The organism is Mycobacterium sp. OAE908 (assembly GCF_017872775.1).
GTDB lineage: Bacteria > Actinomycetota > Actinomycetes > Mycobacteriales > Mycobacteriaceae > Mycobacterium.
In genome coordinates, this window is record NZ_JAGGJL010000001.1 from 3,118,166 (window position 1) to 3,143,454 (window position 25,289).

Genomic DNA, 25,289 nt, shown 5'->3' on the forward strand with positions numbered 1-25,289 from the left:
ACCTGAGCAGAATGCGCAAAAGCCGAACATCGCTGATTAAACCGCTAGCGAGCACAAGCGCGCCACCTTCGTCGCCGATCCATAGCTTCAGACGCAATCAACGTCTGAGGAGCGGATATGGCAACACTGGTGGCACCGCGCCGCACGTCGATGAAGCGCGTCGCGGCGGCGAGCTTTGTCGGGTCGGCCATCGAGTACTACGACTTCTACATCTACGGCACCGCCGCCGCGCTGGTGTTCCCGAAGGTCTTCTTCCCTCATCTGGACGGCACGACGGCCACGGTCGCGTCGATGGCCACGTTCGCCGCGGCGTTTCTGTCACGGCCGGTCGGCGCGGCGTTCTTCGGACACTTCGGCGATCGCCTTGGCCGCAAGTCGACCCTGATCGCCACCATGCTGATCATGGGCCTGTCGACGGTGGCCGTTGGACTGGTTCCCGGCGAGGCGACCATCGGCATGGCCGCGCCACTGATCCTGCTGACGCTGCGCCTCGTCCAGGGGTTTGCGGTCGGCGGTGAATGGGCGGGCGCCGCGCTGCTGTCAGCCGAGTACGCGCCGGCGCGAGCCCGGGGTCGCTACGGCATGTACACCCAGATGGGTGTCGGCAGCGGGCTCGTCATGAGCAGCCTGCTGTTCCTGGTCGTGAACCAGACGATCGGGGAGTCCAGTCGCGCGTTCCTCGAATGGGGTTGGCGCATACCGTTTCTGTTCAGTGCGGTGTTGATCGCCATCGCGTTGTACGTCCGGCTCAACGTCGCCGAGACGCCGGTGTTCACCGAGCACAAGGCAAACGACACCGCACGGGTGACGCCACTGGCCGCCTTGTTCGGAAGTCAGCGACGCGAGGTGGTTCTTGCTGCCGGCGCCATGATCGGGTTCTTCACGTTGGGATACATGGCCAACGCCTACCTGATGAGTTATGCCCATGCCCACGTTGGGTTCTCGCCGACACTGATCTTGGCGGTTGGACTGCTCGGCGGCGTGGTCGTGGTGGTCTTCAATGTGCTGGGCTGCGTGTTGTCTGACACCGTTGGGCGCCGTCGCGTCATCATCGCGGCGTTCGCACTCGGCGTGCCCTGGTCATTCGCGGTGCTTCCACTGGTTGACACCGGGAATGCCGGCTTGTTCGCGTTGGCGCTCTGCGGAACCTATGCGGTCGCGGGAATGGCCTACGGCCCGATGGCGGCGTTCATTCCGGAGATCTTCGGCACTCGATACCGCTATAGCGGCGCGGCCGTGTCGCTGAATCTCGCGGGATTGGTGGGCGGTGCGGTGCCGACGATCATCGCGGCTCCCCTGGTTGCGACGTGCGGCGTGCCCGCGATCGGCGCCATGATGGCCGCGGTCGTCGTGGTCAGCGTGATCTGCACGGTCCTGCTGCCCGAAACCAAAGGCGTTGCCCTGCAATAGCAGTGAGCACAATGCGGTAAACGCAGAGATCGCCCATTGCGCGGGTTGTGCGCACAACAGCGACGCAGCGAACACGGATCCGTAGCTTTGGAGATGTGACACCGTCACGAACAACCAAACATCCACTTACACAGGAGAATTCACATGAACACCAACAAGTCACGGTTCTTCACCCGCTTCGTCGCAGGCCCGATCGCCGCCGCGGGCATCCTTGGCGGCGCCGCACTTGGAGTGGCCGCAGCAGCCAATGCCGACACCGGTTCGTCGGATCACATGAGTGGCGGTTACTCGGCGGACTTCCACCCCAGCCACGACTCGCGGGACTCGGACCGCGACTTCCGGCCCGACTTCTGGGACTTCTGGCTTTGGCACCACCGGGATCACTCGTTCGGTTGGCACCGCAGCTGACGCGCAGCCCCTCATTCTGAGCCTCTTCTCGACGTACCGGGAAGGGGCTCAGTCTGTTTCGGGATATCGGGGCGGCGCCGCTTTTTCCGCCGTGTCCACTAAAGTCTGTGTCGCACACCGCAGTAGGCGGTGAAGTCACGACTCCGGGAGCATGTTCTCCGTCAGCGCCTCGATGATCGGCCGCCACACGGGCTTGGGCAGATCGTGGCCCATGCCGTCGACGACGACGTAGCGCGCACCTTCGATGGCTCGAGCGACATTGCGTCCGTTGCGCGGTCGGACCATCGGGTCCTTCGACCCGTGAATAACTACGGTCGGCGCGGTGATGCGACGGGCGTAGCGCACCAGGCTGCCGGTGCCGAGGATCGCATCGAACTGGCGAAGCATGCCCTGCGGGTAGTCGCTGCGGGTAGTGAGCTCCTCGACGCGACGACGCAAATCCTCCACGGGCGGAAGGAAATTCGGTCCGTTGATGATCGAGACGTTGCGCACCTCGTTGGCCAACCTCTCCTCAGCGGGGGCATCCTTTTTCGGCGCATCGAACGCCAAGCGGATCACCCGCCACTTCGGAATCGACGACATCGGCCTGCCGGAGCTCGTCATGATCAGGCCCAATGAATGAACCCGCTCGGGATGGCGGCCCGCCAGCACCTGGGCGATCATCCCGCCCATCGAGGCGCCCACCACGTGTGCTCGTTCGATACCGAGGTGATCGAGGAGTCCTTCGACGTCGTCGGCCAAATCCACCAGCGTGTACGGCACAGGGCTGCCGCGGCCGACGAGATACCGCAGCACCCGCGGGTAGACCGACCCCTTGGCCCGCGCGCCGTGCATCTTCGTCGAAAGGCCGGTGTCGCGGTGGTCGAACCGGATCACCCGGTACCCGCTGTCGATCAGGCGCGCGCAGAAGCCGTCCGGCCACATCGGCAGCTGTGCGCCGACGCCCATGATGAGCAGGACCGGCGGGTCGCCGATATCGCCGAGGTCCTCGTAGTGAAGCTCGATCGGGGACACGGGGTCACCGCATTGAGCTTTGCCGATTCTGCGCTCTGTCACACAATTCCTATAACGATTTGCTGATCTACGCCCGATCAGTCTGTTTTCCGCTAGTCTATGTTCTTTGCTGTTCCGGGCTTCTTGGGGGAGAGAGGCTATCGCAGTGCGGACGCGTTCCGGTGCCCTTGCCTTCGTGATGACCGCTGTGCTTGTTCTGACACTGGCATGGGCGGCCGGATGCGCGGTGCGCCGAGGCGCCGGCGCTGAACACCATCGAATTCCGACCGTAGCCGCAGGCTCGGCTCGCTTCCAGATCCTGTCGCCGACGCTGATCCGCACCGAATACGCGAGCGACCGCAAGTTCGTCGATCAGCCGACGTTCAACGTGATCGGCCGGGGGAACTTCGCACCCGCCGATTACGCGGTGACCTCAATCGACGGCTGGCTGACGATCGCCACGAGCGCGATGACCCTTCGATACAAGACCGACTCGGGACCATTCACGCCACGGAACCTCATCCTGCAATTGAAGTCCGGCGAGCAGAACGTGACCGCGACGCCGTGGCAGCGACCAACCTGCGTCGTCGGCGTCATCTGCGAGGCCGAGGAACTCACGCCGACCGGAGCTGCAATCCAGCGTGATCACCGCGGCTACTCCGGAGGTGGGTTCCTCGCCGGGTTCAGGTTCGCAGGAGACGGCCTGACGACCGATGTCGACGCAGACTCGCCTGGCCGGTACCAATTCGTCGTCCGTTATGCCAACGCACAGCTTGGCGAAGAAGTGCAGCAGACGCGCACGTTCAGCCTGGCCGTCGACGGCTACCCGAGTCAGACGCTGATCCTGGAGCCGTCGGCGGACTGGGACACCTGGCGAACGGCCGCGATCCCCGTCGATCTCGCCAAAGGCCATCACACGTTGCGCCTTTCGCGGAACACGTCGGACTCCGGCGCGGTCAACATCGACACCGTCGCTGTCGTCGCGCCGGGCGCCCAAGCTCCGCAGTTGTCGCGCGAGCCGCTCGTCGACTGTGGTTTCAATGTCACCTGTGAGGCCGAAGGCTCAGGGCTGCGGGGCACGGCCACGGTCGTCAGCGATCGGCGAGGATACTCGGGCACGGGCTTCGTCAACGACCTGAACCCGGAGTCCGACTTGTTGATTCGCGCCGTCGGCGTTCCGGCAGACGGGCTCTACACGCTTCATATCCGGTACGCGAACGCGCGGCAGGCTACGCGCACGGCGACCCTTCGCATCGGTGACGTCGCGACGAGTGTCGCGCTGCCTGCGACCGCCGACTGGAACACGTGGGCCACCGCGGAAGCGCCCGTCGCCCTGAAGGCTGGTACCAACGACGTCGTTCTCGGGTGTTCGGGCGCGGACGCGTGCCGAGTCAACGTGGATGCCGTCGCCGTCACCGCGCAAGGCGCGAAATCGCCTGCGCCACATGTCCCTCTTGGCGGCTATCGCCGTAGCTTCGACACCGTCAACGGCGACCTCGGCATGCCCTCCAGCACCCCGGGCTTGTTGCAGCGCGACGGCTGGTACCTGCTCGACGATTCCGCGTCGGCGATGTTCGACCCCACGACGAACGAGCTTTCGTCGCGGCCCGAAAATCGAGGCGCTTACCTTGACGGCTACCTGTTCGGGTACGGCGACGACTACCAGCGCGGCCTCGGCGACCTCGCCACTCTGACCGGACCCCCGGCCCTGCTGCCGCAATGGGCTTACGGCGTTTGGTATTCGGAGGACCTCGACCGCACCGCCGACAGTCTCCAGACCGAGGTCGTTCCGCAGTTTCGAGCCCAGGGCGTCCCGCTCGACGTGCTGGTGCTCGACACCCCGAAATTTCCGGCGCCCGAAGGGTTCCTCGATTGGGCCAATACCCAAGGGCTGCATACCGTTTTCAACGTCCACCCGAGTCTCGTCGAGTCGAATCCGGGGTTCGCAGAGGTACAGGCCGTTGCGAACAACCGGCTCGCAGGCGGCGATCCCTGGTCACCGGGGTCGTGTTGCGACGGTCCGCAGACTCCTACGGGAGCGACGCCCGACGCGTGGATCAACCAGCAGTACGCGGAGGCCGCGGAGAAGGACGGCCGACGCGGATTCGTGCTCTCCCGCGCCTACGGCTCATTGCAGAGCAGCGGCTACGTCGGGCCTGCCGGTACGCCGACCGGCCCATGGGCCGACAAGCGCACCACCATTCATTTCACCGGAGATACCTACTCGACCTGGGGCACGCTGGCGGGCGAAGTCGGTTGGACACCAGCAGAATCCGTCGCGACCGGCATGGCAGCGATCAGCCACGACATCGGCGGCTTCCTCGACGCGACCGGGCTTGTCGGTTCCGAAACCGACGGCTCGGGCGGGCGCACCAAGAAGCTGCCCGACGACCTCTACGTCCGCTGGCTGCAGCTGGGAACGTTCCAGCCGATCGACCGGTTGCACGGTGACCACAGCGACCGGATGCCATGGCAGTACGGCGTCGCCGCGAAGGAGTCGGCGAAGAAATTCCTGAATCTGCGTGAGAACCTGCTGCCCTACATCTACACCCTCGCCGACACCGCGAACCGCACCGGACTGCCGATCGCGCGGCCGCTGTACCTGGAGTATCCCCACGAAGAGCAGGCCTACGCGGCGGCCGACAGCGAATACCTTTTCGGCTCAGATCTTTTGGTGGCTCCGATCACCGCGCCCGGCGACAGCGTCACCAGGTCGGTGTGGTTTCCGCCAGGAAGCTGGACGAACTACTTCACCGGCGAGGCGGTCCAGGGCGGCGCCACGCACCAGGTCACCAGCGGTCTCGACGCGATGCCGGTCTTCGTCAAAGCAGGCGCCATCATCCCGATGCGAACCTCCGACGTGGCCTACAGCGGCGCACCGATGCGCAACGTCACACTCGTCGTCGCCCAAGGAGCGCCAGGGACCTTCACCCTCTACGAGGACGACGGCGCAGGCGGCAGAAACCGACGCGGTGCAACCACCAAGATCGACTACGCCGAGAATGCAGGCACACACACCATTCGAATCGATTCGACCGACGGCACCTTCCGCGACCAGGAAGGCGAGCGCCAGTGGACGATCTCAGTGCTCAATGCCGCCGCTCCGGCCAGTGTCACGATAAACGGCCGCACGGTGGCGCCGTCGAACTATGGGTGGGACAGCGCCACCGGCAACCTACGAATCACCTTGCCGGCAGGCAGGATTCAGGACGCGGTGACGGTCACGTACCAGTGACGTCGACAGCAGGCTGCCATGGCTTGATCCACTCGGTGGGTTCCCAGCCTTCGACTCCGGCCACCAATTCGTAAAGCGTTGCACCGTCGATGGATTCGCGAATGATGTCGGCATGACCGGCATGCCTGGCCAGTTCGTTGATCAAGTGGTGGATCACCCAGCGCACCGTCCAGTTGTCGATGTCCTTGGGGAACCACGGCACATCCTTGGGCACCGGCACCGCGGTGTCGAGGTCGGTCGCCGCCAAGATGCGCAGCGTTTCGGCGTTCTGCGCCTTGAACTTGTCCAACAACTCGGCGAGCGTCTCGTCGTCGCACATGACGTACTCGTCTTGGTAGGCGGCGACGATCTCCTCGAAGGGACGGGTGTCCTTCGCCGGAAAGTCGGGGGCCGCGGCGACGCGTTCCATCCACGAGCGCTGGACGCCGGTCGCATGCTTGATCAGGCCGCCGATCGACAACGCGCTCACTGACGGCGTCGAGCGGGCTTGTTCGTCGGAAAGGCCGAAGGCAACCGCGAAATATGAGCCCTGGTGGTATTCGAGGAAGACGCGCAAGGCGTCGCGCTCGTCGCCGACGATGGGGGCTTGTCCTGGCATTGCTACTTTCCCTCTCGGTTGGTGGTGTGTAGATAAAGATCTCGGATGCAAGCGATTTCGGCGCCGTGGTGAATGGCCTCGCGGTTGATGTGCAGGACGAGTTCTGCCATCGAATGCTCAGCCCACGGACCTTCTTTAGGTCCGATCGGACGCGCCAGATCCTGGTCATCCAGACCGTGGACGCCGGCGATCCAATTCTTGTACGCATCGTCGAGCTGGCCAAGCGCTGTCTTCGCGTCCGTCGCGTAGCGCCAGGACTCGTAGTCGGCAGGCGGGCCGCCGAAATGGGAATGGTTGCGCATCGCGAAAACACCGACGATCACATGGGCCAGCCGCCACGCGATCGTCGTGAACGGCGCGGGCTCAGGCGGCGGGAACGCGAAGTCGATCGCGCCGTCGGGATGAACCGTCCAGCAGTCTGGAACCGGCTGCCAGAAGTACTCCTCATCGGTCAGGCCGTCGAGCCGAGGGCGCAGCTGGTTGGTCCAGTGGTAGTCGAGTTGGTCGGCCAGATGGGTGGTCAATTCGCTCATGAGCTCAGCCTGGCAGAGATATAGGACAGATCTTGTCCTATGACTGTGTCAAGGTGGGTGGGTGTCCGAAACGACGAGTCGCGTGCTGCAGCTACTGGGGTTGCTGCAGTCGCGCCGGGTGTGGACAGGCGAGGAGCTCTCCGAGCGACTCGGCGTGACGACACGCAGCGTGCGCCGTGATGTGGAGCGGCTGCGGGAGCTCGGCTATCCGGTGCAGGCCAGCAAGGGCCATGGCGGTGGTTATCAGCTGGGCGCAGGCGCAGCGCTGCCGCCGCTGCTGCTCGATCCCGACGAAGCCGTGGCGATGGCGGTGTGCCTGCGACTGGCCGCTGGCGGCAGCGTGGCCGGCGTCGGCGAATCGGCGTTGCGCGCGCTGAGCAAGCTCGACCAGGTGATGCCCGCGCGGCTGCGGTCGCAGGTGGCCGCGGTGCACGACGCGACGGTGACACTGCCGTCGAACTACTCGGACTCACCCGTCGAACCCGAGGTGCTGATGACGCTGGCGCGGGCATGCCGCGACCGCGAGCACGTCAGCGCGGGTTACGTCTCGCGGGCGGGCGACGCGACGCAGAGGCGACTGGAGCCATACCAACTCGTGACGACCGGCAGGCGCTGGTATCTGCTTGCTTACGACCGTGACCGGCAGGATTGGCGCAGCCTGCGGTTGGACCGGATGGCCGACGTGCGCGCGCTCGGCAGTACGTTCACGCCTCGGCAGGCACCCGACGCGGCGACCTATGTGCGGCACTCGATCAGTTCGTCGCCTTACCGATACGTTGCCCGGGTGCGCTATCAGGCTCCTGAACATGTTGTGGCTCAACATTTCTCGCCGACGTCGGTGACCATCGAGGCAGACGGGCCGGACGCATGCATCCTGACCGCAGGCGCGGATGATCCCGAGCGCATGGTCTTCTATCTGGCGCTGCCGGGCTGCGAGTTCGAGGTGCTGGAACCGCCAGAGGTCATCCAGGCGGTCGGCTCGCTGGCCGAGCGGTTGCGGCACGCGGCGGGTTAAGCGGTGATGCCGAGGCGGTCGGTGAGAAAGAGGAATGCCGCGGCGAAGTCGTTGTCGGCGGTGGCGCTGCGGACCTGATTCCAGTTCACCTGTTCACGCACGGCTCGCACGGCAGGTAGCAGAGCGGCGAAGTCGCAGTGATGTTCGCTGAACGACGACAGCTTCTCGGACAGCACCTTTGTGGGCGGCAGCACCGGCATCGCGATCGCGAGCACCTCGACGATGTCGGCGCCGCGGATGGTCGCCGTGTCGACCGGGACGCCGTTGAGTCGGTGCAGCACGTCAACGACGACGCCACCCGTGCATGCCTTGAACAACCAGTCCTCTGGCGGGCGATCGATCCGAAAGCCCGCCTCCTCGAGCGTCTTGGCCGCGGTGTCGGCATCCTCCTCGGCGACGACGAAGTCGACGTCGTGCACGGGCTCGGGACCGCCACGCACCCACAGGGCGTAGCTGCCCGCGAGCGCGAACTCGGGTCCCTGTGCTTTCAGCGCCGAAGCGGCTCGCTTGAGCGCGTCGCGCAGTTCGTCGTTTCGGGCGGGTACATCGGAAAGCGTCATCGTGGGTACTTGAGTACCCATGCGGATGGCAACCTTCAACATCCTGCACGGTCGCAGCGTTCACGACGGGGCGGTGCACCTGGACAGGCTGGTCGACTCGGTGAAGCAACTGGATCCCGACATCCTGGCGCTGCAGGAGGTCGATCTGGAGCAGGCGCGGTCGGGCAACGCGGATCTGACCGCGGTCGCGGCCGAAGCGATGGGGGCGGTGAGCCACCGGTTCGTCGCCGCGATCTCCGGCACGCCGGGAGCGACGTGGATGGCGGCGACGGGTCGCGAGCAGCCGGGCACCGCGGCCTACGGAATCGCCTTGCTGTCGCGCTATCTGGCCGAGAGCTGGCAGGTCGTGCGGTTGCCGCGCATTCCGGTGCGATTTCCGATGTACCTGCCAGGACCGCGACGCGTACAGGTCGTGCACGAGGAACCGCGGGCGGCGATGGTCGCTCGACTCGACACCCCGCTCGGTCCGCTGACCGTCGCCAACACCCATCTGTCGTTCGTGCCCGGCTGGAACAGAGTGCAGATGCGGCGGTTGGTTCGCGATCTGCGTGGCTTCCCCGGCCCCCGGGTGCTGATGGGCGATCTCAACGTGGATCCACCGACGCCCCGGCGCTGGACACGGATGTCGCCGTTGGGTGAGGCGACGACGTTCCCGGCCGACGAGCCCTGCCACCAGCTCGACCACATCCTCACCGATGACGCGACTCTGCGTGTCGATGAATGCTCGTCACCGCGGTTGCCGATCTCCGATCATCGAGCGTTGGTCGTCGACATTTCGCGGGCCTGAGGCCGCAACGGTCTGTAATCGCCGTAGGGTTTTGGCGTGCACGTCATCTCCGCGGAGTCGACGGAACTCTTCGTCGGGCCCGCCGACAACCCACTGCAACTGGTGCGGGTCAACTACACCGGCGGAGTCGGCGAAATCCACGTTGACGGCGACGGTCTGGCTGGTTCGGCCGAAGTCACGCCGGGTGACGGCGCCGTCGAGGTGCCGGTCCGCGTCGAACGGCCCACGCCGGGAGAGCAGCGAACCGCCCGCGCCGGCGACGCGTCGTTCGTGTTCACCGTCGCCGAGCCCGGCTGGACCATGTACATGATCAGCCACTTCCACTACGACCCGGTCTGGTGGAACACGCAGGCCGCCTATACCAGTGTGTGGAGCGAGGACCCGCCGGGCCGCTGCCGTCAGACCAACGGTTTCGACCTGGTGCGCGCGCACCTCGAGATGGCCCGCCGCGAGCCCGAGTACAAGTTCGTGCTGGCCGAGGTGGACTACCTCAAGCCGTACTGGGACACCCATCCTGAGGATCGCGACGACCTTCGCCGGTTCATCGCCGACGGTCGCGTTGAGGTGATGGGTGGGGCATACAACGAGCCGAACACCAACCTGACGAGCGCCGAGACGACGATCCGAAACTTTGTGGCCGGCATGGGTTTTCAGCGCGACATCATGGGCGCCGACCCGAGCACCGCGTGGCAGCTCGACGTGTTCGGCCATGACCCGCAATTTCCGGGGATGGCCGCCGACGCGGGGCTGACATCCAGCTCATGGGCGCGTGGTCCACACCATCAGTGGGGGCCCGTGGCCGGCGGCGGCGATCCGCGCCGCATGCAGTTCTCCAGTGAGTTCGAGTGGATCGCACCGTCGGGACGCGGATTGTTGACGCACTACATGCCTGCCCACTATTCGGCGGGCTGGTGGATGGACTCGTCGGCGACGCTGGCCGAGGCCGAGCAGGCGACGTACGAGTTGTTCGCGACGCTGAAGACGGTTGCGCTGACCCGAAACGTGCTGCTGCCGGTGGGCACCGATTACACGCCACCGAACAAGTGGGTCACCGATATCCACCGGGATTGGAATGCGCGCTACACCTGGCCCCGGTTCGTGTGCGCGCTGCCGCGGGAGTTCTTCGCCGCGGTGCGGGCCGAGCTTGCCGACCGCGGCATCGAGGCGTCACCACAGACCCGCGACATGAACCCGATCTACACGGGCTGCCACGTCTCCTACATCGACACCAAGCAGGCCAACAGGGCAACCGAGGACGCGGTGCTCGATGCCGAACGGTTCGCGGTGTTCGCGGGTCTGCTCGGCGGCGCGACGTATCCGCAGGCGGCGTTGGCCAAGGCATGGGTGCAACTGGCCTACGGCGCGCACCACGATGCGATCACCGGGTCGGAATCCGATCAGGTGTACCTCGACCTCCTCACCGGCTGGCGCGACGCATGGCAACTCGGCACCACCGCCCGCGACAACGCGCTGCGGCTGCTGTCCAGTGCGGTCGACAGCTCGGTAGTGGTGTGGAACCCGTTGGCACACAAGCGCTCCGACGTAGTGACAGCGCGGCTCTCACGGCCTGTGGGGGAGGGGGTGCGGGTCGTCGACTCTGACGGCGCCGAACTTGCCGCGCATGTCGAGCACGGCGGGCGGTCCGTGAGCTGGCTGGCCCGGGATGTGCCCTCGGTGGGGTGGCAGTCGTATGTGCTCACCGCCGGGGAAGCGAAGTCAGGCTGGGAACCGTTGGACGGCAACTTGATTCGCAACGAGCACTACCGGCTCGCCGTCGACCCTGTGCGCGGCGGCGGGGTCAGCTCGCTGGTGGAGGTGGCGTCCGAGCGCGAACTGATCGCTGGTGGCAGGGTCGGCAACGAGCTGGCCGTCTACGAGGAGTACCCGGCCCATCCGCAGGCCGGTGAGGGCCCGTGGCACCTGTTGCCGAAGGGCCCGGTCGTCGCGTCCTCCGCGGCGACGGCTTCGGTGCAGGCATACCGCGGTCCGCTCGGTGAGCGGCTGGTGATCGACGGTCGCATCGGTGATGTATTGCGCTACAAGCAGATCGTGACCCTTTGGCGTGGGGTTGCCCGGGTGGACTGCAGCACCACCGTCGACGAGTTCACCGGCGAGGACCGCCTGCTGCGGCTGCGCTGGCCGTGCCCGGTGCCCGGTGCGTTGCCGGTCAGCGAGGTCGGCGACGCGGTGATCGGACGCGGTTTCGGGCTGCTGCACGACCGCGCAGGGACGGCCGTCGACTCCGCGCAGCACCCGTGGACGCTGGACAACCCCGCGTTCGGCTGGTTCGGATTGTCATCGGCGGCACGCGTGCGAGTCGGTGACGGTGTGCGCGCGGTTTCGGTCGCCGAGGTCATCGCGCCGTCGGAATCGGTCTCGGCGGCGCTGGCGCGGCCGTTGATGGTCGCGCTGGTCCGCGCAGGCGTCACGGCCACATGCAGCAGTGGGGATCAGCCGCGGTACGGCGATCTGGCCGTCGACTCGAACTTGCCCGACGCCAGGATCGCGCTCGGTGGCCCTGACGAAAACGGTTTCACCGCAGCGGTTCTCGCCGAAGCAGAGCCCGTCTACGCGGAGGAACTGAAACGGCAGCTCTACACCCGCGGGTCGGCGCGAGTATGGGTCCCGCCGATTTCGTCGTTGGCCGACCAATGGGTGCCCGGTGCGGACCTGCGCGGTGTGCGCGCACTGCCGGTACTGATCGTCGCGGGAGCCGAGTTGGAGGATGCCGTCGGCTCCGTTGTCGAGGACCTCGCCGACTTCGAGATCGTCGTCGAGCAGGAAGCTTCGTCCGGGCTGGAGCCGTTCGAAGCGCATACCGTCGCGGTGCTCAACCGCGGAATGCCCGGCTTCGCCGTCGAATCCGATGGCACGCTACACATGTCGTTGATGCGGTCCTGCACCGGCTGGCCGTCCGGCACATGGATCGATCCGCCGCGGCGCACGGCGCCGGACGGCTCGAACTTCCAGTTGCAGCACTGGACGCACACCTTCGACTACGCGCTGGTCTCCGGTGAGGGAGATTGGCGGCAGGCAGATCTCCCGGCTCGCAGCGCCGAGTTCTCCCGCCCGCTCTTGACGGTCGCCGAAAACGACCGGACAGCAGGCGGTTTGCCCTCGTGGGGGTCGCTGCTGGAGATCGAGCCGGCCGGCAAGGTAGCGCTAGGCGCGCTCAAGGCAGCAGGCAATCCGCTGTCATCGGGCAGCGGCAGCCACGTCGAGGCTGCCGACGGCGTCGCGGTCCGACTCGTCGAAACATGCGGTTCCGCAACCGATGTCGTGGTTCGCTCTGGTCTGCGCCGGATCTCCGCGGCCTCGCGCGTCGACCTACTCGAGCAACCGCGGGTGCAAGGCGCCGCGGACAACCTGATGCTGCACGGCTTTGAGATCGCCACGGTGCTGACGCGGCTGAACATGCCGCAGGTGCTCGAGGCGGACCACGCTGTACTCGCACCCGACGAAGAGGCCGCGCAGCCGTTGTACGCGCGCTACTGGCTGCACAACCGCGGTCCAGCCGCCGTTGGCGGCTTGCCCGCCGTCGCGCACCTGCATCCGCAACAGCTCGCTGCAGAGCCGAATTCCCAAGTGTCGCTGCGGCTTACGGTGGCGACCGATACCAGCGACGCGGCACTGCACGGCAAGGTGCGGCTGCTGTGCCCCGACGGTTGGAGCGCCGAGAACGACGAGTTGTCCTTCGTACTGCCGCCAGGCGACTACCTGGAGACAGACGTCGCTGTAGCGGTGCCGCCGAACGTACCTCCGGGCCTGTACCCGCTGCGCGCCGAACTGGCCGTGACGGGAAGTGACGCCGCGTCGATTCCGCCGTCGTGGCGCCAGACGGTCGAGGACGTGTGCGTGATAGCGATCGGTCACCGCGACGACAGTCTGTTGCGGCTGGTCAGCGATCCTGAGCCCATCGAGCTTTCGGCAGGCCAGACCGGACGGCTGGCAGTGACCGTCGGCACCGACGCATATTCCGACCTTGCGGTCGAGGCACACCTGATCAGCCCGTGGGGAACATGGGAGTGGATGGGGCCCGCCGCCGTCGGCCGCGAATTGCCGGCCCGCGGAACGGTAGAGCTCGAGTTCGGCGTCGCACCGCCCGCGTGGACGGAACCTGGAGAGTGGTGGGCGCTGATCCGGATCGGCTGTGCCGGTCGGCTGGTGTACTCACCCGCGGTGAAGGTGACAGTCCGATGATTGTGGCGGCGACGGTGGGCGGCGTGCCGGTAGGGGTCGACGAGGTCGACGCCCGCGAAGACCGGCTGCGCGGCTCTCGGCTGGCCTCCTCCCTGCCGCGTCCTGGCACCAGTGAAGGCAGGCAACTGCGGCGGTGGCTGACCCAACTGCTGGTGACCGAGCGGGTGGCCGCCACAGAGGCGGCGGCACGCGGGCTTACCGGCGAAGGCGCGCCGAGCGAGGACGCGCTGCTGCCGGACGTCACGACCCGGCTGGAGATCGGCAGCGTTGCCGCATCGGTGCTGACCGAACCGCTGGCGCGCGCCTTGTTCGTGGACGTGACCGCGGACGTCGACGTCACCGACGCCCAGGTGCGCGACTACCGCGAGCGCAACCCGCGGCGATTCGGCGGCGATGCGGAGGTCGCTGACCATCTGCGCGGCGCGGCTCAGCGGCGCGCCTTCCGGCTGTGGCTGGATGCGCGCTGCGCTGAAATGGTCGAGCTGGCACCGGGTTACGAGCATCCAGGGGATCCGCGTCAGCCCGATAACACCCACAGGCACTGATGGACGTCACGCTCGCACTCGACATCGGCGGCACGAAGATCGCCGCAGGACTGGTTTCCGCAGAGGGCACGCTGGTGCATCACGCCAAGCTGCCAACGCCGGACGGTGACGCCGAGGCGATCTGGACGATCGTCGACAGGTTGGTCACCGAGGCACTGGCCGAAGCACACGGTCGGGTCCGCGGCGTCGGTATCTCCTCGGCAGGCCCGATCGACCTGCCGACGGGGACGGTCAGCCCGATCAATATCGTTGAATGGCAACGGTTTCCGATCGTCGATCGAGTGTCGGCACTGACGGATGCTCCGGTGCGGCTTGGCGGCGACGGGCTGTGCATGGCGATGGGGGAGCGTTGGCGCGGTGCGGGCAGGGGCGCGCAGTTTCTGCTCGGCATGGTGGTGTCGACCGGTGTCGGCGGCGGCCTCGTACTCGACGGCGCGCCCTACGACGGGCGCACCGGCAACGCGGGACACGTCGGCCACGTCGTCGTCGACCCCGACGGCGGGCCGTGCTCGTGCGGCGGTCGCGGGTGCGTCGAGACGATCGCGGCGGGACCGCGGATGGCGCAGTGGGCCAGGGAGAACGGCTGGGCCGCCCCGCCGGAGGCCGACGCCAAAGAACTGGCCGACGCGGCGACCGCCGGTGACAGCGTCGCGCTGCAGGCGTTCCGGCGCGGCGCGACGGCGGTGGCCGCGATGATCGCGTCGGTCGGGGCGGTGTGCGACCTCGACCTGGTCGTCATCGGCGGCGGCGTCGCGAAGTCCGGAGGGCTGCTTTTCGATCCGTTGCGCGAGGCGCTGGCGTCCTACGCCCGCCTCGACTTCATCCGCGACCTGCGAGTGCTGCCCGCCGAACTCGGCGGCGAAGCGGGCCTGGTGGGCGCGGCAGCCCTCCTCGACGCCTGAAAACCAGGCGCGAGCGACCGCGAAATGCCACTGATCGGCGGCGTGTCGCGTGCAGACACGGTCGCTCGCGGTAGGGAGCTCGCGGTAGGAAAGTGCAGCGTTTTGGCTGATCGGCGGGTAGCAGGCTATTCTTGACCAGTTCCACCGAAGACCGTCGGTCACCGAGTAATCGGTTGAAGGTCCGGGATTGTCCCGGCGGCCCACGCAGGAGGACGAGGCTTGTTCTTTCACGCCCCGACCTGTCTGCGTCGGGGCGTTCGTCATTTCCGGCCCTCGTGCGGCTCTGAAGCGGGACAACCCGATACCAACCACGAGGAGGCAATGCATGGCCAAAGCTGAAAAGGCCACCGCGGTCGCCGACATCGCCGAGCAGTTCAAGGACTCGACGGCCACTCTGGTCACCGAGTACCGCGGACTCACCGTGGCCAACCTCAAGGACCTGCGCCGTTCGCTCGGTGCCTCAGCCACCTACACGGTCGCCAAGAACACGCTGGTCAAGCGTGCCGCGGCGGAGGCGGGCATCGACGGGCTCGACGAACTGTTCGTCGGTCCGACCGCGATCGCGTTCGTCAAGGGTGAGGCCGTCGACGCCGCCAAGGCGCTGAAGACCTTCGCCAAGGACAACAAGGCGCTGGTCATCAAGGGCGGCTACATGGATGGCCGCGCGCTGAGCGTTTCCGAGGTCGAACAGATCGCCGACCTGGAGTCGCGTGAGGTGCTGCTGGCCAAGCTGGCCGGCGCGATGAAGGCAAACCTGTCCAAAGCCGCTGGCCTGTTCAACGCTCCCGCGTCGCAGGTCGCCCGGCTGGCAGCCGCGTTGCAAGAGAAGAGAGCTGCCGAGGCGCCCGCCGACGCTGCACCCGAGAGCCCGGCGCCGTCCGACGACGCCGCCGAATAGATCCATCAACTCCACACACGTAAGTAAGTAAGTAAGGAAGGACCACACATGGCCAAGCTGTCCACCGACGACCTGCTCGACGCGTTCAAGGAACTGACGCTGCTCGAGCTCTCTGAGTTCGTCAAGAAGTTCGAAGAGACCTTCGAGGTCACCGCCGCTGCTCCGGTCGCCGTCGCGGCTGCCGGCCCCGCCGCTGGTGGCGCCCCCGCCGAGGCCGCCGAGGAGCAGTCGGAGTTCGACGTCATCCTCGAGGGTGCAGGCGAGAAGAAGATCGGCGTCATCAAGGTCGTTCGCGAGATCGTCTCCGGCCTGGGCCTCAAGGAGGCCAAGGACCTGGTCGACAGCGCTCCCAAGCCGCTGCTCGAGAAGGTCGCCAAGGAAGCCGCCGAGGAGGCCAAGGCCAAGCTCGAGGCCGCAGGCGCGACGGTTACCGTCAAGTAGTTTCATCACCTGTGGGGCGGATCTGGCAAACAGGTCCGCCCCACAGCTGCGTCTAGGGTGTGTTTAGGGTCGATCACAATGTGACGCAAGACGTGTGTCGTGGTCAGACGGCGTAAGCTACAGTGACTCAAGCCACAGGCGGGAGGCATGTGGCTGGGGCTGAAATACTTGGCGGAAGGATCGCGCGTGGGCATCGGAATTCAAGTAGAAGGACTGACGAAGTCCTTCGGGGCCCAGCGAATTTGGGAAGACGTCACCATGGAGATCCCGGCCGGTGAGGTCAGCGTCCTGTTGGGCCCGTCGGGTACCGGTAAATCAGTGTTCCTGAAGTCTCTGATCGGCCTGCTGCGGCCCGAGCGCGGCAAGATCATCGTCGACGGCACCAACATCATCGAGTGCTCGGCGAAAGAGCTCTACGAGATCCGCACACTGTTCGGCGTCATGTTCCAGGACGGCGCGCTGTTCGGCTCGATGAGCCTGTACGACAACACCGCTTTCCCCTTGCGTGAGCACACCAAGAAGAAGGAAAGCGAAATCCGCAACATCGTCATGGAGAAGCTCGAGCTGGTCGGCTTGGGCGGGGACGAGAACAAGTTCCCCGGCGAGATCTCCGGCGGTATGCGCAAGCGCGCCGGCCTGGCCCGCTCGCTGGTGCTCGACCCGCAGATCATCCTCTGCGACGAGCCGGACTCCGGTCTTGACCCGGTCCGTACCGCGTACCTGTCCCAGCTGCTGATCGACATCAACGCCCAGATCGACTGCACGATCCTGATCGTCACGCACAACATCAACATCGCCCGCACGGTGCCCGACAACATGGGCATGCTGTTCCGCAAGCACCTGGTCATGTTCGGCCCCCGCGAGGTGTTGCTGACCAGCGACGAGCCCGTCGTCCGCCAGTTCCTCAACGGCCGCCGTATCGGTCCCATCGGTATGTCGGAGGAGAAGGACGAGTCGACGATGGCCGAAGAGCAGGCCATGGTCGACGCCGGTCACCACGACGGTGGTGTCGAGGAGATCCAGGGTGTGCCGCCGCAGATCCAGGCGACCCCCGGCATGCCCGAGCGCCAGGCCGTCGGCCGCAGGCAGGCGCGTGTCCGCGAGATCATGCACACCCTTCCGCCGCAGGCGCAGGAAGCGATCCGCGACGACCTCGAGGGCACCCACAAATATTCGGCGTCTGAGTTCGGTGAAGGCGCCACCGCGCGGCACCGCTCGCTGGACGACGACGCGCCGACGGGGGCAATTCCCCGCGTCGAGAGGTAACTTTTGACGAACGTCGAGCGCAAGGCTGGCGTTCAGAAAGCTCCAGTCCAAAAAGCGACGTTCTGCCGGATCTGTGAGCCGCTGTGCGGCATGATCGCGACCGTCGACGACGGCCGGTTGGTGTCGCTGCGTCCCGACAAGGACCACCCGCTGTCTGCGGGCTTCGCCTGCCAGAAGGGCATCGCGTTCACCGAGGTCGTCAACGACCCCGACCGCGTGACCCAGCCACTGCGGCGTGGAGCGGATGGCTTCGACCCGGTCAGCTGGGACGACGCGATGACCGATATCGCCGCCCGGCTGACGGCCATTCACCGCAAGCACGGTTCCGGCGCGATCGGCTGGTACTACGGCAACCCGGGTGCCTTCAGTTACTCACACACCCTGGGCCTTGCGACATTGATGAACGCCTTCGGCCCGCGTTTGCATGTCTTCACCGCCGGGTCCCAGGACGTCAACAACCGCTTCGTGGCCAGCCAGATGTTGTACGGCTCGCCGCTGGCCCTGCCGGTCCCCGACATTCTGCGCACCGATCTGCTCGTCGTGATCGGCGCGAATCCGGTTGTCTCACACGGCAGCGTGCTGACAGTGCCGCGGATCAAGGACCGGATGCACGACATCGTCAAGCGAGGCGGCCGGGTCATCGTCATCGATCCGCGCAAGACCGAGACCGCGGCCCAGTTCGAATGGTTGGGCATCGTCCCCGACGGGGACGCCTTCCTGCTGCTGTCTGTCCTCCACGTGTTGTTCGAAGAGAACCTCGCCGACCGCACCGCGCTGGCCCGTCAGGCCGACAGCCTCGCCTGGCTGGAACAGTTGGCCAGACCGTTCAGCCCCGAAGCCACCGAGCCGCGCACTGGAATCGATCCGGGCGTCGTGCGGGCACTGGCGCGCGACCTCGCGCGCACGGAGCGGGCCGCGGTGTACGGCCGGGTGGGTACCAGCACGGGTGAAAACGGCACTCTCACAACGTATTTGCTGGACGCAGTGAACCTGGTCGCAGGCAACCTCGATGTGCCGGGCGGCAGCATGTTCGGCACCCTCGGCATTCCGGGCGAGCGGTGGGGGATGAAGGTGCTCGGCGCGCTGCTGCGAACCAGCTACAGCAGCCGTCGGTCGCGCATCGGCGGCTTCCCATCGGTGCTGATGTCCGAGCCCGCAGGGGTGATGGCCAAGGAAATCACCACACCCGGCCGAGGACAGGTGCGCGCGTTGTTCGTCAGCGCGGGCAACCCGGCCCTATCGGTGCCCAACGGCAACGAATTAGAGAAGGCGCTGGAGTCCTTGGAGTTGATGGTCGGCATCGACCTCTACGTCAACGAGACACTCGCGCACTGTGACTACGTGTTGCCCGCGGCGACGATGTACGAGCGCGACGACTTCCCGCTGCCGTTCCAGACGCTGCAGCCAACGCCGTTCAGACAGGCCACCGAGGCCGTCGTCGCTCCCGCAGGGCAGGCCCGCGAGGAGTGGCAGGTGATCGACGACCTCACCCGCAGGATGTGGCGGCGCACGCCGGGACTGATCGCGCTGGCTGCGATGCGAAAGATATTGGGGCTCTTCGGTATTCGATTGACTCCGCGCCTGCTGGTGGACGCCGTGATCCGGCTGGGCGAAGGCGGAGATCGCTACGGGCTGCGCCGCGGCGGGTTGTCGTTCTCACGACTTGCGGCAGACCATCCGCACGGAAAGGTTCTCGCGCGCAATCTGCGCGACGGCGTGCTGCGCAAGGTAGTCGTCTACCGCGGGGGCCGGGTGCGGTTGCGCCATGACGAGATCGCCGCTGAAGTCGACGCGCTGTCGCGCAGGGACGTGCCCGGCGGATATCCGCTACGGCTCATCGGCATGCGCGAGACACGCTCGGAGAATTCGTGGATGCACAACTCGCCGCTGCTGATGCGCGGGGATCGAGTCCAGGCCGCGCGCATGCACGTCGACGACGCGGCCGCGGCCAACATCGTCGATGGGGACAGGGTGCGGATCGCCTCCCCGTACGGCGAGATCGAGCTACCCGTGGTGGTCACCAAGGACATCGTCGTCGGCGTCGTCGCGGTTCCGCATGGCTGGGGCCACAAGGGGACCGGCGGCTGGCGCGTGGCCAACGGAGCGGGTGGCGCCAACGTCAATCAGCTGATGTCCAGCGCGCCACAAGACTTGGAGAAGTTGGCCGGGATGGCTCGGCTGACGGGCGTACCGGTGCGCGTCGAGCGAGCCTCCGTCAAATCCGCTGCGCCACTGACGCAGTAACCGCTTCATCGAGGAAGTCGGGCGGGATCTCCGGCCATTCGGGACGCCACCATCCGGACCGCTGATCGGCCTGCAACTCCGAAAGTGTTGCGGCGACATACGGACCACCGTCGACGAGGTAACGCAACATCTTCAGCCGTGCGCATTGCGCGGCGACGGTCGCGATGATGGCCTTGGCCTCGTCGATGTGTCCGGCCGCCGACAGGCTGGCTCCCAGCAGCCGCCGCGCCCGCAACAACGCCTGCGGCCTTGCCGGTGACGAGGTTCGCTCGACCCACTCCTGCGCCCACCGACAGGCCAGCTCCTTGGACTCCTGATCGTCGGCGCCCATCAGCACGCGGATGGCCGACGCCTCCTCGAACTGGACGGTGATCTCGTCGATCGCGTCGACCGGTTGGCGGCGGCTGTCGTAGGTGGTCGTCGGCCACGGGTCGGCATCCGGATGCGGCGCAAGCCCCAGTCGCGTGCGTTCGTGTTCGGCCATCGCCCGCAACCGGCTCAGCGAAAGCGCCCTCGCGACCCGGATGGCCTCGTCGAGCCGTTGCGCCGCGGCGTGCCGGTCGCCCTGCAGCGCCTTGATCCTGGCAGCGATCACGTAACGGGCGATCTTGAAGTCGACCGAGCCGCCCTCGGGGCCGACCTTGTAGCCCTCCTCGAGCAGCCGGGCCGCTTCATCGAGATCGCCTCGCTCGTAGAGCAATTCGCCCAAAGCGGAACTGGCAAGCCGTGCCGTGTAGGAATGGCTGCCGCCCGAGCGCTTTGCGATCTTGAGAGCCTTGCGGAAGCAGGCCTCCGCCGTCGGGTTGTCGAGCATCAGCCGGTGGGCCAGTCCGGTGTAGCAGAGTCCATGAACCATGTTGAAGCTGTCACCGTTGCGCTCGGCGTAGGGCGCCGCCCAAGACTGAATCCGGTTCACCTCGTCGAGGTTGTAGTGATACGCGGCGGCGAAGGTGGACACGGTCGCCGCCACGCCTACGGCGAAGGGCCGCTGCGTTTCTCGTCGCTGAAGGCATGCCGAGATGTGTTCGTCGATACCCGCGAGGCGGTCCGAGCGCAGGTCGGCCACTGCCCGCACGACGCCGCCTTCTGCGCGCATGTCCGCGATCTCTTCGTCGGTGATGCCGTATTTGGTCATCCGGGCTTCCATCAGATCCAGGGCCTGTTCGGCGGCGGGGATCCGGTGCAGCACGATGTTGGCCCACGCGAGCGCAAGTTGCAGCCTCGGGTCGGAGCGAACGACGGCCGAAGGCAGCTTGCCGATCAACCCGATCAGCGTGGCCATTTGTGACTTGGCCACCAGGTCGATGCCGCCGTTCTCGACGAGCGTTACTGCGCGCTCGTCATCACCGGCCGCAAGCGCGTGATCGACTGCCTCGCTGACCATTTGCCGATCGGCGAACCAAGTGGATGCCGCGCGGTGCAGGCGCACGACCCGCTCGGGATCGCGGCCGAGTCGATGCTGCAGGAAGTCACTGAACAATTGGTGGTAGCGGAACCACGTGTCGTCGATGCGGTGCAGGAACAAATCTCGTTCCTCGACCTGTTCGAGCATCGCCTGGCCGTCCGGAACACCGGACAGTGCCGACGCCAGGTCTCCGCAGATCCGCTCCGTGATCGAGGTGGCCAGCAAGAAGTCGAGCATCGACGGTTCCAGGGTGTCGAGCACGTTCTCGGCAAGGAACTCACTGATCGCGTGGTGGCGGCCGGTCATCGTGTCGATCAGCTGCACGGGATCGTCGCGGCCGCGCAGCGACAACGACGCCAGCTGGAGTGCGGCGACCCAGCCGTCGGTCTTGGTGGTCAACTCCTCGACATCGGCGTGGTCCAAGTCCAGCCCACTGAGGTCGACCAAAAAGTTCTTCGACTCGGCGACGTCGAAACGCAGTGCGGTGGCGTCGATTTCGAGGAGCTGGTCCTGCATCCGCATCCGGCTCATCGGCAGGCCGCTCTGGCTGCGGCTGGTCACCACCACGTTCAGGTCATCAGAGGCGTAGACGAGCAGGTACAGCAGCGCCCCGATGGTCGCAGGGTCGGTCACGCGCTGCCAGTCGTCGATCACCAGCGTCATACGTGTGCCCGTCTCATGGATCTCGTTGATCAACGAGGTCAGCACGTAACGCTCCGCCTCATCGTCGTGCTCCTGTAGCACTTCGCCGAGTTCCGTTGCGAGCGCGGGTGTCACGGCTCGAATGGCCTCGATCAAATGGGACAGAAACCAGACGACGTTGTTGTCGTCGTGATCCACGGTCAGCCACGCCACCGCGACGCCCTCGGCGCTCAGCAGCTTCGCCCACTGCGCGGCCAGCGTGCTCTTCCCGAAGCCGGTCGGACCGTGAATCACGGTGAGCTTCTTTGGCGGTCCGGCCCGTAGCACGTCGATCAACCGGGCGCGATCGACCAACGGCTTCGTCGACACGGGTAGCTGAAACCGGGTGGCCGGTACGGGCGGCGTCATTGTCCGCGCCGGATACGAACCTGACGGCGTGCCGGGGGAGCGGGGTGGGTTGTACCGGATGGTCGGCGCCGGAATCGGCACTGGCATGTCGTCCACCGGCAATCCGTGCATTCGCTGCACCTCGCGCAACTGCTCCCCGAATGCCGCCGCGGTCGATGGGCGGTCCTCGACATTGCGCGACATCGCCTGTTCGATCACCGCGCACACGTCGGCGGGCAGACCGGAGTCGCGCAGGTTCGGGATGGGGTGCTTGGTGATCCGCAGGAACTGGGCGACCATCTGCTCGCCCTTGCGGCGTTCGTATACCGCGTGCCCCGTGCCTGCGCAGAACAGCGTCGACGCCAGGCTGTAGACATCGGAGGTGACGTCGGGCGCCTGCCCCAGCAGCACCTCCGGGGCGGTGTAGGCGGGCGAACCCATTACGGCGCCGTCGGCGGTCTCGAATCCGCCCATGACCCTGGCGATTCCGAAATCGGTCAGCTGCGGTTCGCCGTACTCGGTGAGAAGGATGTTCGCCGGTTTGACGTCGCGGTGAATGGTCCCGCGGCGGTGCGCGGTTTCCAGCGCCCCTGCCACCTTCACCCCGATGTGAACCGCGTCGGCCCAGCCCACCGGTCCGTTGTCGTGAATCTTGGCTTCCAACGAACCGTGCGGGTGGTACTGCATCACGATGTACGGCCGGCCGGTGGCGGTGGTGCCGACCTGGAAGATGCTCACGATGTGCGGGTGGCCGGAGAGCTTGCCCATCGCGAGTTGCTCGCGGACGAAACGCTCGACGTTGCCCGGTTCGAGGTCCGCCGTCAGTACTTTGACCGCGACGGTGCGATCGAGTTCGGGCTCGCTGCAGCGATAAACCACGCCGAAGCCGCCCCGGCCGATTTCCTGGGGATCTTCGAAACCGGCAGCCACCAACTCCGCCGGGACTCCGGCGTAAATGTCCCCCTGCGTGGGCAGCGGGTCGCTGCTTACCATCGGTCGTCTCGATATCCGCCATGGCCGTGCCATGGCCGCTGACCTGAGCATAAACCGATCTACAGGGCCGCGACCGCGGATGCGCCGCCGCCGACTGGCCGCCTGCATTTGAAATAAACGCCTCCGTCAACCCGCCCTGCGCGTTACCTTTGCGCCGTCAACGACAGGAGACGCGCGTGACGGACCGGTTCTCGGCGTGGTTGGGCGCGGTGATGGTGGCCGCTGGCGTGGCGGCGGCGATGATCGCCGGGGCGGGCGTGGCGATCGCCGACGAAGGTGACGGCTCGGCCGCCAACGGTGCTACCTCGTCGGAGTCGGCGAAACCGACTGAAAACAAAGAAGATTCGGGCGCCGCTAGCGAGAAGCCGGGCAGGGACGAGGCCGAGCCCAACGCGAAACCCGCCGACGAAGAGCCGGCGACTGTCAAGGAATCCAAGGGTTCGGATACCGCAGAGAAGGCCGAGACCAAGCCCGCCAAGCGCACAACCGTCGGGCACAAGCCCGCGGCGAAGCAGACGGCCAAGAAAGCGGCCGACGAACCAGAGTCAGAGAAAGCCACAGAACCCGCAGAGTCGGCTGTCGAATCCGTGGCCGACGTCGCGCCGGTATCCACGCCTGCCATCGAGGAACCCGCCCCGGCGCCGAAGACAGCCGCAGTCGCGTTCGCGGCACCGCGCCGTGCGGCGGTGACGTCCACGGCGACAACGCCACCGTTCTCGGGTCTGCTCAGCGCGATCGGCACGCTCGTCTTCAACCTGTACGGCCTTGCGACCAGGTTGGTCGGCGGACCGCCGACTCTTCCGCCAAACAGCACAGTGACCGTGCACAGCTCGACGCTGCGGCTCGACTGCGCGAAAGGCTACGACGTGCCCGCGGACTGGTACATCCCGAACAGCGCCGAACCGCCGACGCGGCTGATCTATCTGCAGCACGGCTTTTTGGCCAGCGGCCCGTGGTACAGCCACACGGCGGCCGCGCTCGCAGAGCAGACCAACAGCATCGTCGTCGCACCGACCATCACGTCGAACTTCTTGTCCTGCGACGCCTGCTGGCTGGGCGCGCCGCGGATGCAGCAGACGGTCGCGAACCTGTTCGCTGACGGCAACACGGCGCTGGCCGACAGCACGCTGGCCGCCGGTTACACCGGCGCCATTCCCGACCGGGTCGTATTGGTCGGCCACTCGCTCGGCGGCGGCCTCGTCGCGGGCACCGCCGGCTACATGGCCGACAACGGTTCCGTCGACAGGCTCGCCGGGGTCGTCATGCTCGACGGGGTCCCCTTGGACGGCACGGCGGCGGCGTCGCTGAAGAAGGTGCCCGCCGACATCCCGATCTACCAACTCGCCTCGCCGAAGTACTTCTGGAACCAGTTCGGCGTCGGCACGGAGGCGCTGCTCGCGGCGCGCCCGGATCAGTTCATCGGGGTCACGCTGGTCGGCGGCTCCCATGTCGACTCGATGCGGGGCGGCAACCCGCTGATCCAGTTCTCGCAACAATTGGCTTCGGGTTTCTCGAAGCCGCAGAATGTCGCGGCCGCGCAGGTCCTGATGGTCGGCTGGGTCAATGACATGTTCGCTGGCAACCACGACAAGGGCATCTACGTGGACGCCGGCGAGTCCGTCACGATCCAAACTTCCGCGGGTCCGGCAACGGCGGTGGCGCTGCCCAATTCGCTCACCAAGCCATTCATATTGAACCCGCTTCAGGCGTTCGTTGCCCTGGGTAACGGCTTTTTCACGTTCGAACCGACGTGCGGCCCGGTCGAACCGGCGTGTAAGGCCGAGCCCACTCAGGAGCCCGTCGCGGCCTGACGTCTTCAGCGGTTTG

Annotated in this window: 18 protein-coding genes; 13 read left to right on the forward strand and 5 right to left on the reverse strand. The window is 66.5% G+C overall.

Going from position 1 to position 25,289, the window contains the following annotated elements:
* Window positions 1–150 precede the first annotated feature (150 nt).
* Both J3E61_RS15300 and J3E61_RS15305 read left to right on the forward strand, forming a co-directional pair.
* Window positions 151–1,410 (forward strand): MHS family MFS transporter, encoded by a 1,260-nt coding sequence (locus J3E61_RS15300; RefSeq protein ID WP_210085578.1) that lies wholly within the window; start codon window positions 151–153, stop codon window positions 1,408–1,410.
* A 144-nt stretch (window positions 1,411–1,554) separates the two neighbouring features.
* On the forward strand, window positions 1,555–1,818 hold the full coding sequence (locus J3E61_RS15305) for a hypothetical protein (protein WP_210084131.1): 264 nt from the start codon (window positions 1,555–1,557) through the stop codon (window positions 1,816–1,818).
* 135 nt (window positions 1,819–1,953) lie between these two features.
* On the opposite strand, the gene J3E61_RS15310 is transcribed toward J3E61_RS15305, so the two are convergent.
* On the reverse strand, window positions 1,954–2,766 hold the full coding sequence (locus J3E61_RS15310; RefSeq protein ID WP_210085579.1) for an alpha/beta fold hydrolase: 813 nt from the start codon (window positions 2,764–2,766) through the stop codon (window positions 1,954–1,956).
* Between the two features lie 211 nt (window positions 2,767–2,977).
* Here J3E61_RS15310 and J3E61_RS15315 point away from each other — a divergent pair, with 211 nt between their 5' ends.
* Window positions 2,978–6,046, forward strand: coding sequence for a carbohydrate-binding protein (locus tag J3E61_RS15315; RefSeq protein WP_210084132.1), 3,069 nt, complete (start codon window positions 2,978–2,980; stop codon window positions 6,044–6,046).
* Here J3E61_RS15315 and J3E61_RS15320 read toward each other — a convergent pair.
* Window positions 6,033–6,644 (reverse strand): DinB family protein, encoded by a 612-nt coding sequence (locus tag J3E61_RS15320; RefSeq protein ID WP_210084133.1) that lies wholly within the window; start codon window positions 6,642–6,644, stop codon window positions 6,033–6,035. The genes J3E61_RS15315 and J3E61_RS15320 overlap by 14 nt on opposite strands.
* Before the next feature lie 2 nt (window positions 6,645–6,646).
* Window positions 6,647–7,177 carry a DinB family protein gene (locus J3E61_RS15325; protein ID WP_210084134.1) on the reverse strand — a complete coding sequence of 177 codons (531 nt, stop codon included), beginning with the start codon at window positions 7,175–7,177 and terminating at the stop codon, window positions 6,647–6,649.
* Between the two features lie 61 nt (window positions 7,178–7,238).
* On the opposite strand from J3E61_RS15325, the gene J3E61_RS15330 reads away from it, so the two are divergent.
* Window positions 7,239–8,192 (forward strand): WYL domain-containing protein, encoded by a 954-nt coding sequence (locus J3E61_RS15330; RefSeq protein ID WP_192722130.1) that lies wholly within the window; start codon window positions 7,239–7,241, stop codon window positions 8,190–8,192.
* On the opposite strand, the gene J3E61_RS15335 is transcribed toward J3E61_RS15330, so the two are convergent.
* The gene (locus tag J3E61_RS15335; protein WP_192722479.1) at window positions 8,189–8,752 is read right to left on the reverse strand and encodes a hypothetical protein; all 564 of its coding nucleotides are present in this window, start codon (window positions 8,750–8,752) and stop codon (window positions 8,189–8,191) included. The genes J3E61_RS15330 and J3E61_RS15335 overlap by 4 nt on opposite strands.
* Before the next feature lie 19 nt (window positions 8,753–8,771).
* Here J3E61_RS15335 and J3E61_RS15340 point away from each other — a divergent pair, with 19 nt between their 5' ends.
* From J3E61_RS15340 to J3E61_RS15375, 8 genes are all read left to right on the forward strand, one after another.
* Window positions 8,772–9,539 (forward strand): endonuclease/exonuclease/phosphatase family protein, encoded by a 768-nt coding sequence (locus J3E61_RS15340; RefSeq protein WP_210084135.1) that lies wholly within the window; start codon window positions 8,772–8,774, stop codon window positions 9,537–9,539.
* Between the two features lie 36 nt (window positions 9,540–9,575).
* Window positions 9,576–13,739 (forward strand): alpha-mannosidase, encoded by a 4,164-nt coding sequence (locus J3E61_RS15345; protein ID WP_210084136.1) that lies wholly within the window; start codon window positions 9,576–9,578, stop codon window positions 13,737–13,739.
* A complete protein-coding gene (locus tag J3E61_RS15350; RefSeq protein ID WP_210084137.1) occupies window positions 13,736–14,284 on the forward strand; it encodes a malonyl CoA-ACP transacylase in 549 nt (182 codons plus the stop codon). The genes J3E61_RS15345 and J3E61_RS15350 overlap by 4 nt, the downstream gene beginning before the upstream one ends.
* Window positions 14,284–15,186, forward strand: coding sequence for an ROK family protein (locus J3E61_RS15355; RefSeq protein WP_210084138.1), 903 nt, complete (start codon window positions 14,284–14,286; stop codon window positions 15,184–15,186). The genes J3E61_RS15350 and J3E61_RS15355 overlap by 1 nt, the downstream gene beginning before the upstream one ends.
* Window positions 15,187–15,511: 325 nt before the next feature.
* A complete protein-coding gene (gene rplJ, locus J3E61_RS15360) occupies window positions 15,512–16,084 on the forward strand; it encodes a 50S ribosomal protein L10 (protein ID WP_192722125.1) in 573 nt (190 codons plus the stop codon).
* A 48-nt stretch (window positions 16,085–16,132) separates the two neighbouring features.
* On the forward strand, window positions 16,133–16,525 hold the full coding sequence (rplL, locus tag J3E61_RS15365; protein WP_192722124.1) for a 50S ribosomal protein L7/L12: 393 nt from the start codon (window positions 16,133–16,135) through the stop codon (window positions 16,523–16,525).
* A gap of 186 nt (window positions 16,526–16,711) precedes the next feature.
* Complete coding sequence (locus J3E61_RS15370; protein ID WP_192722123.1) at window positions 16,712–17,791, forward strand: ATP-binding cassette domain-containing protein; 1,080 nt, start codon at window positions 16,712–16,714, stop codon at window positions 17,789–17,791.
* A gap of 3 nt (window positions 17,792–17,794) precedes the next feature.
* Window positions 17,795–20,035 (forward strand): molybdopterin-dependent oxidoreductase, encoded by a 2,241-nt coding sequence (locus J3E61_RS15375; RefSeq protein WP_210084139.1) that lies wholly within the window; start codon window positions 17,795–17,797, stop codon window positions 20,033–20,035.
* Here J3E61_RS15375 and J3E61_RS15380 read toward each other — a convergent pair.
* Window positions 20,007–23,462 (reverse strand): protein kinase, encoded by a 3,456-nt coding sequence (locus J3E61_RS15380; protein ID WP_210084140.1) that lies wholly within the window; start codon window positions 23,460–23,462, stop codon window positions 20,007–20,009. The genes J3E61_RS15375 and J3E61_RS15380 overlap by 29 nt on opposite strands.
* A 176-nt stretch (window positions 23,463–23,638) precedes the next feature.
* Here J3E61_RS15380 and J3E61_RS15385 point away from each other — a divergent pair, with 176 nt between their 5' ends.
* On the forward strand, window positions 23,639–25,273 hold the full coding sequence (locus J3E61_RS15385; protein WP_210084141.1) for an alpha/beta hydrolase: 1,635 nt from the start codon (window positions 23,639–23,641) through the stop codon (window positions 25,271–25,273).
* Window positions 25,274–25,289 lie beyond the last annotated feature (16 nt).

Excerpts from the sequence above, each read along its gene's own strand:
- J3E61_RS15300 (WP_210085578.1), top strand. The coding sequence starts at position 151 with ATGAAGCGCGTCGCGGCGGCGAGCTTTGTCGGGTCGGCCATCGAGTAC.
- J3E61_RS15305 (WP_210084131.1), top strand. The coding sequence starts at position 1,555 with ATGAACACCAACAAGTCACGGTTCTTCACCCGCTTCGTCGCAGGCCCG.
- J3E61_RS15310 (WP_210085579.1), bottom strand. The coding sequence starts at position 2,766 with ATGGGCGTCGGCGCACAGCTGCCGATGTGGCCGGACGGCTTCTGCGCG.
- J3E61_RS15320 (WP_210084133.1), bottom strand. The coding sequence starts at position 6,644 with ATGCCAGGACAAGCCCCCATCGTCGGCGACGAGCGCGACGCCTTGCGC.
- J3E61_RS15325 (WP_210084134.1), bottom strand. The coding sequence starts at position 7,177 with ATGAGCGAATTGACCACCCATCTGGCCGACCAACTCGACTACCACTGG.
- J3E61_RS15335 (WP_192722479.1), bottom strand. The coding sequence starts at position 8,752 with ATGACGCTTTCCGATGTACCCGCCCGAAACGACGAACTGCGCGACGCG.
- J3E61_RS15340 (WP_210084135.1), top strand. The coding sequence starts at position 8,772 with ATGCGGATGGCAACCTTCAACATCCTGCACGGTCGCAGCGTTCACGAC.
- J3E61_RS15350 (WP_210084137.1), top strand. The coding sequence starts at position 13,736 with ATGATTGTGGCGGCGACGGTGGGCGGCGTGCCGGTAGGGGTCGACGAG.
- J3E61_RS15355 (WP_210084138.1), top strand. The coding sequence starts at position 14,284 with ATGGACGTCACGCTCGCACTCGACATCGGCGGCACGAAGATCGCCGCA.
- rplJ (WP_192722125.1), top strand. The coding sequence starts at position 15,512 with ATGGCCAAAGCTGAAAAGGCCACCGCGGTCGCCGACATCGCCGAGCAG.
- rplL (WP_192722124.1), top strand. The coding sequence starts at position 16,133 with ATGGCCAAGCTGTCCACCGACGACCTGCTCGACGCGTTCAAGGAACTG.
- J3E61_RS15380 (WP_210084140.1), bottom strand. The coding sequence starts at position 23,462 with ATGGTAAGCAGCGACCCGCTGCCCACGCAGGGGGACATTTACGCCGGA.